This window comes from Bradyrhizobium sp. CFUWI, assembly GCF_056429085.1.
This window is the reverse complement of the sequence record NZ_JBWJZE010000025.1, coordinates 48,644-63,249: the sequence shown is the minus strand read 5'-3', so window position 1 is coordinate 63,249 and position 14,606 is coordinate 48,644. Positions and strand designations below refer to the sequence as shown.

Here is a 14,606-nt window from a genome sequence, read left to right as displayed (position 1 = left end):
TCAGAATCCATTGCGAAGCAGCGTCTGCAATTCAGCCTTGCTGAGATTGTCGAGCCTCAATGTCTTGAGCGTTCGGCCGCCCTGCGAAAAATCCTCGCCGCAGACCGCGCCGCCGATCGATAGAAACGCTTTGGCCAACGGAGTGGCCACGCCAGCCAGGCCGGCGACGGAGACCAGCAGCGACAGCCCGAGCCGCAAATCCTCGCGCATGTAGCGATGCTCGGTCAGCACGATCCGTTCGCGCCAGTCGCCGGAATCGGTCAGGCGGTCGTGCGAGCCGCGGCCATACATCCAGATCTCGCCTTCCCTCGCGTAGTGATGCGCCAGCGGGAAATGCGGCGCGCCATAGCCGAGCGCTTCGCGCACGGCAATCCGCTCCGCGTCGAGTGCGTCCGTGACCCGCCGGATCGCGGCTTGCGTGCCTTCCTTGTGGATATCCCATTTCTCGAAGTGCTCGATCGGGCCAGCGTTCATCACGATCAGCGGCGGATGGATGATCGGACCGGCATTCATCAATGCCCCGGACAATGCGTCTCCGCACGGTTCGACCGCCTCGGGGAAAGCCCGTCCGATCACATCAAGGGCGTGCGGCGCCTGGTCGAGCGGGAACACGCCGACCGGCAGCCGTTTGGCGCGGATGGTGATGGCGACTTCGAACGGTCCGTGCTTGCGCGTCAGCCATGGCAGCGTGCCGGTTTCGGCAAAGCTCGCCTTGGCGTGGTTGCCGGCGTCCCTCGCGGCCTGGGCGAAGACCATCGAGCCGAATGTCGCTGGCGGCAAGAATACGACCTGGCCGTCGCGCAGATGCGGGGCGAGCAGGCGAGCAATATCTGCTTGCGCGAACGCAGGAGCGGGGCACAGAATCAGCTCCGCGCCGTCGACGGCCTCGGCGATATCGGTTGTGACCAGCGCGAGCGTCACGTCGTGGCGGCCGTTGTGATCCTTCACCAGCATGCGCGAGCCGGCGGCGCGGTGCGCCGCGACTTGATCGGCATCGCGGCGCCAAAGCCGCACCTCGTGTCCCGATAACGCAAAATCGCCCGCGGCCGCAAACGAGCCGTTTCCCCCTCCCAGAACTGCAACCCTCAAGATGCTTCTCCTTGCGCGCGAGACTGCGCATCGAGCTGCTTCAGCAGGAAATGCTGGACCTTGCCCAGCGCCGTGCGCGGCAGGTCGGTGACGAAGACAATGTCGCGCGGAACTTTGTACCGTGCGAGTTGCGCCTGGATATGCGCTCTGAGTTCATCCGCTTCGAGCCGGGAGCCGGATCTGCGGATCACATACGCGATGGGGACCTCGTCCCAGCGCGGGTCAGGCCTGCCGATCACGGCGCATTCGCTGACATCGGGATGTTCGAGCAGGACGCGCTCGACCTCGGCCGGGTACACGTTCTCTCCGCCTGAAATGATCATGTTCTTCTTGCGGTCGCGGACCCAGAAATAGCCATCGGCGTCGCACAGGCCGATATCGCCGGTGCGGTACCAGCCGTCGTGCAACGCCTCGCGCGTTGCGGCTTCGTTGCCCCAATATTCGAAGAACACGTTGGGGCCGCGCACCGCGATCTCGCCCGGCGCGCCCGCCGGGACCTCACTGCCGGAATGATCGACCACCTTGGCTTCGCAGCACAGGCCGGCGAGGCCGGTCGATCCCGTACGCGACAGATCGCCGCCGAGCCGCGTGTAGATGGCGATGGGGCAGGTCTCGGTCGAGCCGTAGACCTGGAGCACGGGAACGTCACGGGCGACGAAACGCTCGATCAGCTGCGGAGGCACGATGGTCGAGCCGGTGGCGACGGCCTTGAGTGACGAAAGATCAGCGCTCGTCCAGGCGGGATGCTCGCTCACGGCCTGGATGATCGCGGGCACCATCACCGTGAGGGTCGGTCGTTCCCGTTCGATGGCCGCAAGCGCGGTATCCGGCGCAAAGCGTGCGTGAACCGTGACGGTCGCGCCGAGCTGCAGGGCCGGTGTGGTCTGGATGTTGAGGCCGCCGACGTGGAAGAATGGCAGCACGGTCAGCACGTGATCGTCGGACGTCATGTTATGCATGTGCTGGCTCATGACGCCGTTCCAGAACAGCGCCTCCTGGCGCAGCACCGCGCCTTTTGGCCGTCCGGTCGTTCCTGACGTGTAGACGATCAGGAGCGGGGAAGAGAGGTCGGTGTGCGGGTTTCGGCTGGTGCCGTCACTGCGGGCCAGCAGGCTTTCGAAGGTTGTGCCGCGAGGCGGCGCGAAGTCGAGGCCAACGACTGACGTCCCCGGCGCAAGCTCGGGGAGAACTCCCTCGAACGCCCGTTCCAGCACCAGCACTTTGGCGCCGGCGTCAGCGAGAATGAAGAGCTGCTCGGCGACGGCCAGTCGCCAATTCAGGGGCACCAGTATCGCGCCAAGTCGCGCGCAGGCATAAAGCAGAACCAGATAGTCGGGCCGGTTCAGGCTCAGGATCGCGACGCGATCACCGCGGCCGACGCCGAGCTCCTGCTTCAAGGCCGTTGCGGTCCGTTCGATGCGCGCGGCGAACGCGGCATAGCTCAGCCGTTCGCCCTCGAAGGCGATGGCGGTCTTGCCTGGCGCGAACGCCGCGTTGCGATCGATCAGACTACAGAGGTCCACTGTCAGTCGTCCGTCTCGCCGGCCTCGTACAGCGCCTCGCGTCCGATGCGATCGAGGCAGAGTTCGGCCGTCCAGGGCAGCATCAGCGAGCCGCAGCGGCTGTCGCGATAGATCCGCTCCAGCGGCAGCGAGCGAAGCATCGCCTGGCCGCCGCAGGTGCGGATCGCGAGCGCCGCCAGCTCATTGGCGCCCTCCATCACCGAATATTGCGCGGCATAGGCCCGCAGCACCTGCTCCTTGCTGGGATTGGCGCAGGCTTCGGTGACGGCCTGAAACCAGATCCCCTTGATCTGCTCCAGCTTGATCTGCATCTGCGCGACCGCGATCTGCTTGGTCGGGTACATCCGGCGCTTCACCGGCGGCATGCCCGGGACTTCGCCGCGCAGATAACGCACGGTGAAGTCGTAGGCGGCTTGTGCCAGGCCCATATAGGTCGGCGACAAGGTCAGGAACATGTGCGGCCAGCGCATCGCGGCCTGGAAATAGACGCCGCGCGGCATCAGCGCAGACTCCTCCGGGACGAACACGTCCTTGAACAGCAGCGTCCGCGACACCGTTCCACGCATACCGAGCGGATCCCAATCGCCGACGACCGAGACGCCTTCCGATTTGGCCGAGATGGCGAGGTATAGCGTGTTGCGGCGAGACGCTTTCTCGCCTTCCTCGATCTCCGTGCAGAGCACGCCGTAATAGTCGGCATGGCCGGAGAGCGACGCAAAAATCTTCTTGCCGTTGACGATCCAGCCGCCCGCGACCGGCCTTGCTTCCGTGCCGAAGGCGACGCCGCCCGCGGCCGCCGCGCCACCCTCGGAGAACGGCTGCGAATAGATGGCACCGTCCTCGACGATCCGCCTGTAGTGGATTGCGCGCCTCCGTTCGTGCTCGGCGCGGGTCACCGCGTCCATGTCGAGGTCGTCGGCGAGGGGGCCCGACCACAGAGTCGAGCAGACATGCATGTTCCAGGTCAGCGCGGTCGCGCCGCAATAGCGGCCGATCTCGGCGGCTGCCAGGGCATAGGTCTGGTAGTTCGCACCGAGCCCGCCGTGCTTCTTGGGAACGGCAATGCCGAGCAGGCCGACGCGATGCAGGTCGCGATAATTTTCAGTCGGGAAGATTGCCTCGCGATCGTAGGTGGCAGCGCGATCGGCAAACACGGTCTGCCCGATCTCCCTTGCGCGGGTGATGATGCCGGCCTGCTCGTCGCTCAGGCGGAACGCGACGGGATCGAAGACCGGTGCATCCAGCGCGACCTTGCCGGTTGCGCCAATGGTCTTGCTGACTTGCATGGTCATGGCGCAGTCACCTTACGATTTGGTCGTAACGGAATTCAGGAAGGGGCCGATCGCTTCGTCGAACGCTTCAGGACGCTCGAGGTTGGCGAGATGGCCGACGCCGGGAAGCTCGACGTATTCGGCCCCCGGGATGTAGGTCGCGGTCTTCGCCATCATCGGCGCCGGCGCGTTGTTGTCCTTGGAACCGGATAGCAGCAGCGTGGGGACCGAGATATCCTTGAGCGTGCTGCGCTGATCGAAGCCGATGAGAGCGAGCATCATGGCGCGATAGCTTGCCTCGGGTACGCTGCCCATGCATTCGCGCGCGAGCTCCATTCCCGCAGGATCCGGATCGTCGCCGACCAGCTCTTTCACCAGCGAGGGCGCCAGCGACTGCATCGTCTCGCCGCGATCGAGTGGCCCGAGCCGCGCCGCGATGAACGATTTCTGCCAGTCGCCGTCGGCCTTGCCGAAGGCCGGGCTGGTCTGCGCCAGCACGACTGCGCGTGCCAGTTTGGGGGACTGCACCAGCCATTTCTGAACGATCATGCCGCCGATCGAGTGACCGACCAGGATGGGTCTGGTTGCACCGAGCTGCGCGATGAATTGCTGTAGCGCGTCCGCCAGGGCAGCGATGCTGACGCTCGCGAGCGGTGCCGAGCCGCCGTAGCCCGGCATGTCCCACGCGATGGCGCGGAAGCGGCCGCCGAACGTAGCAAGCTGCCGTCGCCAGGCTCGCGCCGCGCCGCCGATGCCATGCAGGAAGATCAGAGGGATCGCGTTCGGATCGCCCGCGGCTTCATAGGCGAAGCGTCCGTCCTCTGTTATCATCGGCCCAGGCTGCGGCACGCGACATCCTTTTGCTTGGCCCTTCGATGCTAGCAGGCCTTTCGGGGATGGGAAGCGATAATTTTACACTTAAAGCAATTTCAGGGCCGCATTCGTTGCAAAAATTTGAAGGTTAAAATATATCGGTGCAACGATTACAGATCCGAGGGAGCCAGCGCATGTCCGGATTGCCGCACTCGCCGCACGCGCTGGTGACCGGCGGAGGTCGCGGCATCGGCCGCGCAATCGCGGCGGCTCTCGTCGGCGCCGGCGCCACCGTGACGATCATCGGCCGGAATGCTGCGGTCCTCGACGAGGCAGTCAATGCAGGCGCCGCGCATTTTGCCGCGGCCGCCGACGTCGCGAACGAAACCGCCCTGAAAGCCGCCATTGCCGAGGCCCATGCGCGAAAGCCGATCGATATCCTGATCGCCAATGCGGGCAGCGCCGAATCCGCGCCATTCGCGAAATCGGACAGTGCCCTGTTCGCGCGCATGATGGACATCAATTTCATGGGCGTGGTTCATTCCATCCACGGCGTGCTGCCGGGCATGAAGGACCGCCCCTATGGCCGCATCGTCGTGATTGCGTCGACCGCGGGCCTCAAGGGCTATGCCTATGTCAGCGCATACACTGCGGCCAAGCACGCTGCGATCGGTCTGGTTCGTTCGCTCGCCCTGGAGCTCGCCGGCAGTCATGTGACCGTGAATGCGGTGTGCCCGGGTTTCACTGATACTGATCTGGTGGCCGGCAGCATCGACAACATCATGAAGAAAACGGGACGAAGCCGCGAGCAGGCCATCGCCGAGCTTGCCAAACACAATCCGCAAGGGCGCCTGATCGCGCCTGAAGAGGTGGCGGACGCCGTGCTTTGGCTGTGCGGCCAGGGCGCCAGTGCGATCACCGGACAGGCGATCGCAGTCGCAGGCGGCGAAATCTAGCGCGCGGAACAGACATACCAAGGAGATCGCATGAGCAGACCAGCCAATCCCGTCACCCTGCCGCTCGCGGATTACTCGCCGCAGCATTTCCTGCTAGTCGTGGTCGACGGCGTTGCGACGGTCACGCTCAACCGGCCCGAACGGAAGAATCCGTTGACGTTCGAAAGCTACCGGGAGCTGACAGACTTCTTCCGCGCCTGCGCCTTCGACGACGCGGTCAAGTCCATTGTCGTCACCGGCGCCGGCGGTAATTTCTCCTCGGGCGGCGACGTGTTCGAGATCATCGGTCCGCTGGTGAAGATGGATACCAAGGGGCTGACCGCCTTCACGCGCATGACCGGCGACCTCGTCAAGGCGATGCGGGCTTGCCCGCAGCCGATCGTCGCGGCCGTCGAGGGCATCTGTGCCGGCGCGGGGGCGATCGTCGCCATGGCCTCGGACATGCGGCTCGCGGCAAGCGGGGCCAAGGTGGCCTTTCTCTTCAACAAGGTGGGCCTGGCTGGATGCGACATGGGCGCCTGCGCGATCCTGCCGCGGATCATCGGACAGTCCCGTGCCTCCGAGCTGCTCTACACCGGCCGCTTCATGACCGCGGAGGAGGGCGAGCGCTGGGGCTTCTTCAGCCGCATCGTCACACCTGAGCAGGTGCTGCCCCAGGCGCAGGTCTTGGCGAAGCAGATCGCGGAAGGGCCGACCTTTGCCAACACCATGACCAAGCGGATGCTGGCGATGGAATGGGCCATGTCGGTGGAGGAGGCGATCGAGGCGGAGGCCGTTGCCCAGGCGCTGTGCATGACCACGGCCGATTTCGAGCGCGCCTTCGAGGCGTTCGCTAACAAGGTCAAGCCGGTCTTCAGGGGCGACTAGGCCGGCCTCCATGCCTGAAGCCAGGCGCCAGCAACGGGGGCTTGCGCGAAATTATTTTAGGCTTAAAATAGTTTCATGGCCGGGTGAATTGGCGAGGCTCCCATGAAAGTCGCGATTATCGGTGGCGGACCTGCGGGTCTCTATGCTGCGATCCTGCTCAAGAAGCAGCGCCCGGGCGCCGAGATCGCGGTGTACGAGCGCAACCGGGCCGACGACACGTTCGGCTTCGGTGTGGTGTTCTCGGATGCCACGCTGGACAATTTCGAAAAGCACGATCTGCCGAGCTATCGCCGCATCACCCAGGAGTTCGCGTACTGGGACGATATCGCCGTGCATTTCCGCGGCACCGTGCACCGGGTCGGCGGCAACGGCTTCTGCGGCTGCTCCCGACGCAAGCTGCTTTTGATCCTGCAGGAGCGGGCGCGCGAGCTCGGGGTCGTCCTGCACTTCGAGGTGGACATCGAGGACGAAGCTCGCTTCGCCGATGCCGACCTGGTGCTGATCGCCGACGGCATCAACAGCCGCTTCCGCGAGAAATATGTCGATCATTTCGAGCCGGAAGTCGATCTGCGTACCAACAAGTTCGCCTGGATGGGCTCGACCAGGCCGCTCGATGCCTTCACATTCATCTTCCAGGAGACCGAGTGGGGCCCGTTCATCGCCCACGCCTATCAGTATGAGGCCGGACACTCGACCTGGATCTTCGAGACCGATCCTGAGACGTTCGAGCGGGCCGGCCTGACAGGATTGGACGAGACGCAGTCCGCCGCGCGGATGGCCGAGATCTTTGGCTGGTTCCTCGATGGGCATAAGCTGCTCACCAATCGCTCGATGTGGCGCAATTTTCCGATGATCCGCAGCAAGCGCTGGGTCAAGGACAACATGGTGCTGCTTGGCGATGCCAAGGCGAGCGCGCATTTCTCGATCGGCTCCGGCACCAAGCTCGCGATGGAAGATGCCATCGCCTTGGCCGAGGCGATGGAGAAAGCTCCGCACATCCAGGCCGCGCTTGACATTTACGAGCACGGCCGCCGCGAGGAGGTCGAGAAGACGCAGCACGCCGCTGACGTGTCGCTGGTCTGGTTCGAGCACGTCGACCGCTTCTGGGATTTCGACCCCGTGCAGTTTGCCTTCGGCGTGATGACGCGCTCCAAGGCGATCACCTACGACAATCTCAGGCTTCGCGCGCCCGATTTCGTGGCTGAGGTCGAGAAGTCGTTTGCCAGACGGGTTCGCGACAGCGGCTTTGACGTCGACACCAAAAAGCCGGCGGTGCCGTTGTTCCAGCCGTTCCGGCTGCGCGAGATGGAGATCGCCAATCGCGCCGTAATGTCGCCGATGTGCATGTACTCGGCGAAGGAGGGCGTGCCCACTGATTTCCACCTCGTCCACTACGGCTCGCGTGCGATCGGTGGCGCCGGCCTGATCTTCACGGAGATGACCTGCGTCAGCCGCGATGCCCGCATCACGCCCGGCTGCGCCGGATTGTGGAACGACGAGCAGGAAGCCGGCTGGCGGCGTATCGTGGATTTCGTCCACGCTAATTCGGCTGCAAAGATCTGCCTGCAACTCGGCCACGCCGGCCGCAAGGGCGCGACCAAGCTGATGTGGGACGGGATGGACCGTCCCCTGGAGGAGGGCGGCTGGGACGTGGTCTCGGCATCGCCGCTGCCCTATTTTCCCGATAGCCAGGTGCCGCGCGAACTCGACCGCGCCGGCATGAAGGCGGTGAGGGACACCTTCATTGCGGCGGCCGAGCGCGGCGAGCGATGCGGCTTCGACATGCTCGAGCTGCATTGCGCCCACGGCTATTTGCTCGCGAGCTTCATCTCGCCGCTGACGAACACACGCACGGACGAATATGGCGGCTCGCTGGAAAACCGCCTGCGTTTCCCGCTCGAGATCTTCGAGGCGCTCCGCGCGGTCTGGCCATCGCACAAGCCGATGTCGGTGCGCATCTCCGCGACGGACTGGGCCGATGGGGGCATCACCGGTGACGACGCCGTCGCCATCGCGCGCGCGTTCGCGGAGGCCGGCGTCGATCTCGTCGACGTCTCGACGGGGCAGACCGTGCGCGATGCGCAGCCGGTCTACGGCCGCATGTTCCAGACGCCGTTCTCGGATCAGGTCCGCAACGAGGCGCGGGTGGCGACGATGTGCGTCGGCAACATCACGACGGCGGACCAGGCCAATACGATCCTGGCTGCCGGCCGGGCGGACCTCGTCGCCCTTGGTCGGCCGCATCTGGTCGATCCGTTCTTCACCATGAAGGCGGCGGCCTGGTACGGGGCAGAGAACGCGTTCTGCCCGCCGCAATACCTGCCCGGAAAAGATCAGATTTTCCGCAACAGCGTCCGCGATCGGCAGGACCTCGAGGAGCTGCGAATTAAGGCTAAGCCCAAGACCCGGGCCGAGCTCAAGGCGGAGGCGACAAAGCCGCTTGCGGCGGAGTGACCGCCCGTGCGACGTTAACCCGTTGCCTGTGTTTCGAGTGGAGTAAGGGCGATGAAGGCGATTATCGTCGGGGGCGGTATCGGTGGTCTTACCACGGCATTGATGTTCCGCTCGCGCGGCCTGGACTGCGAGATTTTCGAGCAGGCCGACACCATCCGCGAGCTTGGGGTCGGCATCAACACGCTGCCGCATGCCATGCGCGAGCTCGCCGGTCTCGGCCTCCTTCAGAAGCTCGACGACGTCGCGATCCGCACCGACCAGCTCTATTATCTCAACCGCCATGGTCAGGAGGTGTGGCGCGAAGCCCGCGGGATCGATGCCGGCCACGACGTGCCGCAATTCTCGATCCACCGCGGCCGCCTTCAGGGCGTCATCCACCGCGCCGTCGAGGAGCGGCTTGGGGTTGATGCCATCCACACCGGCTGCCGGCTGGGAGCCTTCACCCAGGACGAGGGCGGTGTCACCGCTTACTTCTTCGATCGCGCCGGGGCACATGTCCACACCGCGCGCGGCGACATCCTGATCGGCGCCGACGGCATTCATTCCCGCGTTCGCGAGACGCTGTTCCCGAATGAAGGCCCGCCGTGCTGGAACGGCCTGATGCTGTGGCGCGGCGCGCGCGACTGGCCGCTGTTCCTGACCGGTAAATCGATGATCGTGGCTGGCGGCCTCAATGCCAAGGTGGTGATCTATCCGATCGCGGAAGGATCGAGCCCGGCGAGCCGCCTGACCAATTGGGCCGTGCTGGTGAAGGTCGGGGAGGGTAACGCCCCGCCGCCGCGCAAGGAGGACTGGTCACGACCGGGCCGCCGCGAGGAGCTGATGCCGCACGTCGCGCGCTTCTCGGTGCCTTACATCGACGTGAAGAGCCTGATCGCGGCGACGCCCGAATTCTACGAATATCCGACCTGCGACCGCGATCCCCTCCCTTACTGGTCATCAGGACGCGTCACGCTGCTGGGCGATGCCGCGCACCCCATGTATCCGGTCGGCTCCAATGGCGCCTCGCAGGCGATCCTCGATGCGCGCTGCCTTGCCGACGCGCTGGTGCGCGCGGAGCATCCGCGCCAGGCGCTGCTCGAATACGAGAAGAAGCGCCTGCCCATGACGGCCGAGATCGTTCGCTCCAACCGGCGCGGTGGCCCCGAGGGCGTCATCGACGCCGTCGAGCAGCTCGCCCCCGATGGATTCGACAATGTCGATAACGTGCTGAGCTATTCCCAGCGCGAGGCCATCGTGCGCGGTTATGCCACCAAGGCCGGTTTCGCCGCCGTGCCTGGGCTTGCGGCGGTGCGCGCCTGAAACCTGCCGCTAACCGCCGGGCGGCGGCGGCAGGAAGTGGATGTTGAACTCGGCCGCCATCGCCACCACGTCCTCCGGCTTCTGCTCCTTCATGTTGTGAAGGCCCCAGAACAGGTCGAACAGCTTGCGGCTCGGGGAGACCCAGAACAGCACCTTGGCGGTCTGCTCCGACTTGTTGAAGATGCCGTGCGGCACGCCCATGCCGAGCCGGATCAGATCGCCGGCGGTGGCCTGCGCCTCGGAATTGCCGAGCACGAAGTCGAGCTTGCCCTCGAGCATGTAGAGATACTCATCCTGGTCGGGATGGATGTGGGGCGGGACGAACGTGCCCGGCGGCAGCGTCGCATGCCAGGAGAAGCTGTTTTCTGCGTAGCTCTTCGGCACGTAGGTCTGGCCGAGAATATTCCAGGATATGCCCTGGATGCCCTCATTGGCCCGCGTAATGCCGGTGATTTCGCTCTTCATTGCAGCACTCCTCCCTTAACGCGACGCGCGGCTATTGTTCGAGCATGATTTATTCGGAAAACCGCTACGCACTTTTCCGGACCATGCTTTAGTTCGCCGCCTTGCAGTCCTTGGCATAACGGTCGCCGTAATTCTCGAAGACCTTCTGCACGATCTCGGTCTGGAACTTGCCGTCCGGACGTTTGGCGACCTTGGTCAGATAGAAGTTCTGGATCGGATAGCCGTTGGTGTTGAACTTGAAGGCGCCGCGCAGCGAGGTGAAATCGGCCTTCTTCAGCGCCGCCCGAACGGCATCCTTGTTCGACAGATCGCCCTTCACGGCCTTGACCGCGCTGTCGATCAGCATCGCGGCGTCATAGGCCTGGAAGGCGTAGGTGCCGGGTACGACGTTATAGGTGGCCTCGTAGGACGCGACGAATTTCTTGTTCTGGGGATTGTCGAGATTGGGCGCCCAGTTCGCGCCGCCGAACATGCCGACCGCCGCGTCTTGCTGCGCCGGCAAGGTCGATTCATCCACCGTGAACGCCGAGAGCACCGGAATGCTGTCGGCAAGGCCGGCCTGCCGGTATTGCTTGACGAGATTGACGCCGAGGCCGCCGGGCATGAACGTGAAGAGCGCATCGGGCTTCTGCGAGGAGATCTTGGACAGCTCCGGCTGGAAATCCAGCGTGTTCAGCGGCATGTAGGACTCCTCGACGATCTCGCCCTTGTAGTCGAGCTTGAAGCCCGCCACCGAATCCTTGCCGGCCTGATAGTTCGGCACCATCAGGTACATGCGCTTGTAGCCGCGATCCTGCGCGACCTTGCCGAGGATCTCGTGCACCTGGTCGTTCTGGTACGAGGTCACATAGAAGAACGGGCTGCAATCCTTGCCGGCGAACGTCGACGGGCCGGCATTGGGGCTGATCAGGAAGGTTTTCGATTCCGTGATGGGCCGGTGGATCGCCTGCAGGATGTTGGAGAAGATCGGGCCGATCACGAAGTCGACCTTGTCGCGCTCGAGCAGGCCCTTGACCTTGGTCACCGCCGCATCCGGCTTCAGCTCGTCATCCGCAACGATCACCTCGACATCGCGGCCGCCCATCTTGCCGCCGAGATCCTTCACCGCGAGCGCAAAGCCGTCGCGAACCTGTTGACCAAGCGCAGCGGCGGGTCCCGACAGGGTCACCACCACGCCCAGCTTGATCTTCTCCTGCGCCACGGCTGGATCGAGGGCGGTGCCGGCCAGCAAGGCTGCGGCCAAGGTCAATTGCGTCTTCATGATCTGTCCCCGTGACATCAAGGCTTGCGCTGCAAGCCGCGTACTTCAATCCAAGCTTATGCCGATGACGGCTGCCGCGGCAAGCAGCGCTCAAACTATCGCCATCCTGCGAGCAGCGGCGCATGCAAGCGGCGCGCCAATTATTTGAAGCCTAAAGAAGTTGAGCTGCGGTCGATTGTTGCAGCTTTGGACTTGCGGCCGGCTTCGATTTACTTGAAGCTCAAAATGTTGGGGAATCCGTGCCGGCGCCAATGCCCGCCGAGAGTGACTGCACCGAGATGCTCGATTCCGAGACCAAGGCCGTCGAAACGCCGGAAGACCATGCCGACGAGCTGCGGCTGTGGTTGCGCCTTTTGACCTGCACGACGCTGATCGAGGGCGAGGTCCGCGGCCGGCTGCGGCAGCGGTTCGACGTCACGCTGCCCCGGTTCGACCTGATGGCGCAGCTCGACAAGGCGCCCGACGGTATGACGCTGTCCGATGTCTCCAAGCGCATGATGGTGTCGAACGGTAACGTCACCGGACTCGTCGAGCGCCTTGTGGAGTCCGGTCATCTCGACCGCCGCACGTCCGAAACGGACCGCCGTGTCCAGGTGATCCGTCTCACAAAACTCGGTCGCGCCGAGTTCCGCCGCATGGCTGCGGAACATGAGACCTGGATCGCCGATCTGTTCGCCGAGCTCTCGCCGAAGGACGTCCGCGAATTGATGCGGCTGCTCGCCAAGACCAAGGCGTCGGCGCAGAAATCGGCCGCGCGCCGCCGGCCGTAAGCGCAGGCCGGCCGCCCAATCCCTTTTGCCGCAGGAAAAAGCACGGGATGCCCAAAATCCGCTATTGCGCCGAATTGTTTTAAGCCTAAAATGTTTTCCAGATCGTGCTGCCGGGTGCAATCCATGCTGAAAGGAGCGTGCGATGGCCAACGCCGCCAAGGTTCAAGTGACGGGCTCGCATGACGGCAACGCCGCCACGGCCCATGTCGATACGTTTGCGCAGCAGCATCTGCCGCCGCGCGAGCTCTGGCCCGAATTCATCTTCACGCGACCGGAGCTGAACTATCCGCCACGATTGAACTGCGTCAGCTACTTCCTCGACCGCTGGGTCGAGCAGGGCCATGGTGATGCCCCCTGCGTCATCAGCCCCGCCGTCAGCTACACCTATCGCGAGCTGCAGGCGCTCGTGAACCGTATCGCCAATGTGCTGGTCGGCAAGCTCGGTCTCGTCCCCGGCGGGCGGGTGCTGCTGCGCTCCGCCAACAACCCGATGATGGTTGCGACCTATCTCGCGGTGATCAAGGCCGGCGGCATAGTCGTGGCGACGATGCCTTTGCTCCGTGCCAAGGAGCTGTCCTATCCGATCCAGAAGGCGGAGATTGCGCTGGCGCTGTGCGACGGCAAGCTCGCCGAGGAAATGGAGAAGGCGAGGGCTGCGGCGCCCGCTCTCAGACGTATCGTTTATTGGGGCAACGGCGCCCCGGACTCGCTCGAAGCGCTCATCGCCGACACGAGCGCGGAGTTCAGGGCCGTCGATACCGCCTCCGACGATATCTGCCTGATCGCCTTTACCTCCGGCACGACAGGCGATCCCAAGGGCACCATGCATTTCCACCGCGACATGCTCGCGGTCTGCGACGGCTATGCGCGCAACATCTTGCGGGCCGAGCAGACGGATCGCTTCGTCGGCTCGGCGCCGCTCGCGTTCACCTTCGGCTTCGGCGGCGTGCTGTTTCCGATGCACATCGGCGCCTCTTTCGTGGTGCTGGAGAAGACGACGCCCGACGACATCCTGACGGCGATCGAGCAGTACAAGATCACGGTCTGTTTCACCGCGCCCACGGCGTATCGCGCCATGATCGGCAAGCTCGCCGGGCGCGACATTTCCTCGCTGCGCAAATGCGTCTCGGCCGGCGAGACTCTGCCCAAGCCGACCTTCGACGCCTGGCTCAAGGCCACTGGCATCAAGCTGATGGACGGGATCGGCTCGACCGAGCTGCTGCACATCTTCATCAGCGCGACCGAGAATGAGATCCGTCCCGGTGCCACCGGAAAGCCCGTGCCTGGCTACGAGGCCAAGATCGTCGATGATGATGGCCATGACGTGCCGCCGGGCACGATGGGCAAGCTTGCGGTGCGCGGGCCGACCGGTTGCCGCTATCTCGCCGACGAGCGGCAGCGCAAGTACGTCCAGAACGGCTGGAACATCACCGGCGACACCTATCTGATGGATAGCGACGGCTATTTCTGGTACCAGTCCCGCTCCGACGACATGATCGTGTCGTCCGGCTACAACATCGCAGGCACCGACGTCGAGGCGGCCCTGCTCACGCATCCGGCGGTCGCCGAGTGCGGTGTGGTCGGCGCCCCGGACGAGGCGCGCGGCATGATCGTGAAGGCCTATGTCGTCGCTGCACCCGGCGTAACGCCGGATGCTCAGCTCGTGGCCGAGTTGCAGGAGCATGTCAAACGCGAGATCGCGCCATATAAGTATCCTCGGGCGATCGAGTTCGTGACGCAACTGCCGAAGACCGAGACTGGAAAAGTGAAGCGCTTTGCCCTGCGGCAACTGGCGCAAGCTGCCGTGACGTCCTCAGGCGTCGCGGCGGAATGAG

Annotated in this window: 12 protein-coding genes; 6 read left to right on the top strand and 6 right to left on the bottom strand. The window is 64.4% G+C overall.

The genetic code is table 11. The annotated features are described in order from the left end of the window. From AC066S_RS33780 to AC066S_RS33765, 4 genes are read right to left on the bottom strand one after another with little or no spacing between them, the layout of a single operon-like run. The gene (locus AC066S_RS33780; RefSeq protein ID WP_478271686.1) at positions 1-1,089 is read right to left on the bottom strand and encodes an NAD/NADP octopine/nopaline dehydrogenase family protein; all 1,089 of its coding nucleotides are present in this window, start codon (positions 1,087-1,089) and stop codon (positions 1-3) included. Beyond that, positions 1,086-2,612, bottom strand: a complete 1,527-nt coding sequence (locus AC066S_RS33775; RefSeq protein ID WP_478271685.1) for a class I adenylate-forming enzyme family protein — start codon at positions 2,610-2,612, stop codon at positions 1,086-1,088. The genes AC066S_RS33780 and AC066S_RS33775 overlap by 4 nt, the downstream gene beginning before the upstream one ends. A 2-nt stretch (positions 2,613-2,614) precedes the next feature. Next, positions 2,615-3,904 carry an acyl-CoA dehydrogenase family protein gene (locus AC066S_RS33770; protein WP_478271684.1) on the bottom strand — a complete coding sequence of 430 codons (1,290 nt, stop codon included), beginning with the start codon at positions 3,902-3,904 and terminating at the stop codon, positions 2,615-2,617. A gap of 12 nt (positions 3,905-3,916) precedes the next feature. After that, on the bottom strand, positions 3,917-4,732 hold the full coding sequence (locus AC066S_RS33765) for an alpha/beta fold hydrolase (protein ID WP_135171465.1): 816 nt from the start codon (positions 4,730-4,732) through the stop codon (positions 3,917-3,919). Between the two features lie 158 nt (positions 4,733-4,890). Between AC066S_RS33765 and AC066S_RS33760 the strand changes: the two genes are divergently transcribed. The 4 genes from AC066S_RS33760 to AC066S_RS33745 all read left to right on the top strand — a co-directional run bounded on the left by AC066S_RS33760 (position 4,891) and on the right by AC066S_RS33745 (position 10,275). Beyond that, positions 4,891-5,652, top strand: a complete 762-nt coding sequence (locus AC066S_RS33760; RefSeq protein WP_135171466.1) for an SDR family NAD(P)-dependent oxidoreductase — start codon at positions 4,891-4,893, stop codon at positions 5,650-5,652. Between the two features lie 30 nt (positions 5,653-5,682). After that, a complete protein-coding gene (locus tag AC066S_RS33755) occupies positions 5,683-6,519 on the top strand; it encodes an enoyl-CoA hydratase family protein (protein WP_135171467.1) in 837 nt (278 codons plus the stop codon). Positions 6,520-6,621: 102 nt separating this feature from the next. Then, entirely contained in the window at positions 6,622-8,973 is a 2,352-nt protein-coding gene (locus tag AC066S_RS33750) for a bifunctional salicylyl-CoA 5-hydroxylase/oxidoreductase (RefSeq protein WP_478271683.1), read from the top strand. 51 nt (positions 8,974-9,024) lie between these two features. Next, positions 9,025-10,275, top strand: a complete 1,251-nt coding sequence (locus AC066S_RS33745; protein ID WP_478271682.1) for a flavin-dependent oxidoreductase — start codon at positions 9,025-9,027, stop codon at positions 10,273-10,275. Between the two features lie 9 nt (positions 10,276-10,284). Here AC066S_RS33745 and AC066S_RS33740 read toward each other — a convergent pair whose 3' ends face one another. Both AC066S_RS33740 and AC066S_RS33735 read right to left on the bottom strand, forming a co-directional pair. Next, on the bottom strand, positions 10,285-10,740 hold the full coding sequence (locus AC066S_RS33740; protein WP_018643141.1) for a cupin domain-containing protein: 456 nt from the start codon (positions 10,738-10,740) through the stop codon (positions 10,285-10,287). 88 nt (positions 10,741-10,828) lie between these two features. After that, positions 10,829-12,001, bottom strand: coding sequence for an ABC transporter substrate-binding protein (locus tag AC066S_RS33735; protein WP_135171469.1), 1,173 nt, complete (start codon positions 11,999-12,001; stop codon positions 10,829-10,831). Positions 12,002-12,252: 251 nt separating this feature from the next. On the opposite strand from AC066S_RS33735, the gene AC066S_RS33730 reads away from it, so the two are divergent. Further along, complete coding sequence (locus tag AC066S_RS33730; protein WP_167767778.1) at positions 12,253-12,771, top strand: MarR family winged helix-turn-helix transcriptional regulator; 519 nt, start codon at positions 12,253-12,255, stop codon at positions 12,769-12,771. Positions 12,772-12,913: 142 nt separating this feature from the next. After that, positions 12,914-14,605, top strand: coding sequence for a benzoate-CoA ligase family protein (locus tag AC066S_RS33725; RefSeq protein ID WP_135171470.1), 1,692 nt, complete (start codon positions 12,914-12,916; stop codon positions 14,603-14,605). Position 14,606: the final 1 nt, after the last annotated feature.

Excerpts from the sequence above, each read along its gene's own strand:
- AC066S_RS33770 (WP_478271684.1), bottom strand. The coding sequence starts at position 3,904 with ATGACCATGCAAGTCAGCAAGACCATTGGCGCAACCGGCAAGGTCGCG.
- AC066S_RS33760 (WP_135171466.1), top strand. The coding sequence starts at position 4,891 with ATGTCCGGATTGCCGCACTCGCCGCACGCGCTGGTGACCGGCGGAGGT.
- AC066S_RS33755 (WP_135171467.1), top strand. The coding sequence starts at position 5,683 with ATGAGCAGACCAGCCAATCCCGTCACCCTGCCGCTCGCGGATTACTCG.
- AC066S_RS33750 (WP_478271683.1), top strand. The coding sequence starts at position 6,622 with ATGAAAGTCGCGATTATCGGTGGCGGACCTGCGGGTCTCTATGCTGCG.
- AC066S_RS33745 (WP_478271682.1), top strand. The coding sequence starts at position 9,025 with ATGAAGGCGATTATCGTCGGGGGCGGTATCGGTGGTCTTACCACGGCA.
- AC066S_RS33740 (WP_018643141.1), bottom strand. The coding sequence starts at position 10,740 with ATGAAGAGCGAAATCACCGGCATTACGCGGGCCAATGAGGGCATCCAG.
- AC066S_RS33735 (WP_135171469.1), bottom strand. The coding sequence starts at position 12,001 with ATGAAGACGCAATTGACCTTGGCCGCAGCCTTGCTGGCCGGCACCGCC.
- AC066S_RS33730 (WP_167767778.1), top strand. The coding sequence starts at position 12,253 with ATGCCCGCCGAGAGTGACTGCACCGAGATGCTCGATTCCGAGACCAAG.
- AC066S_RS33725 (WP_135171470.1), top strand. The coding sequence starts at position 12,914 with ATGGCCAACGCCGCCAAGGTTCAAGTGACGGGCTCGCATGACGGCAAC.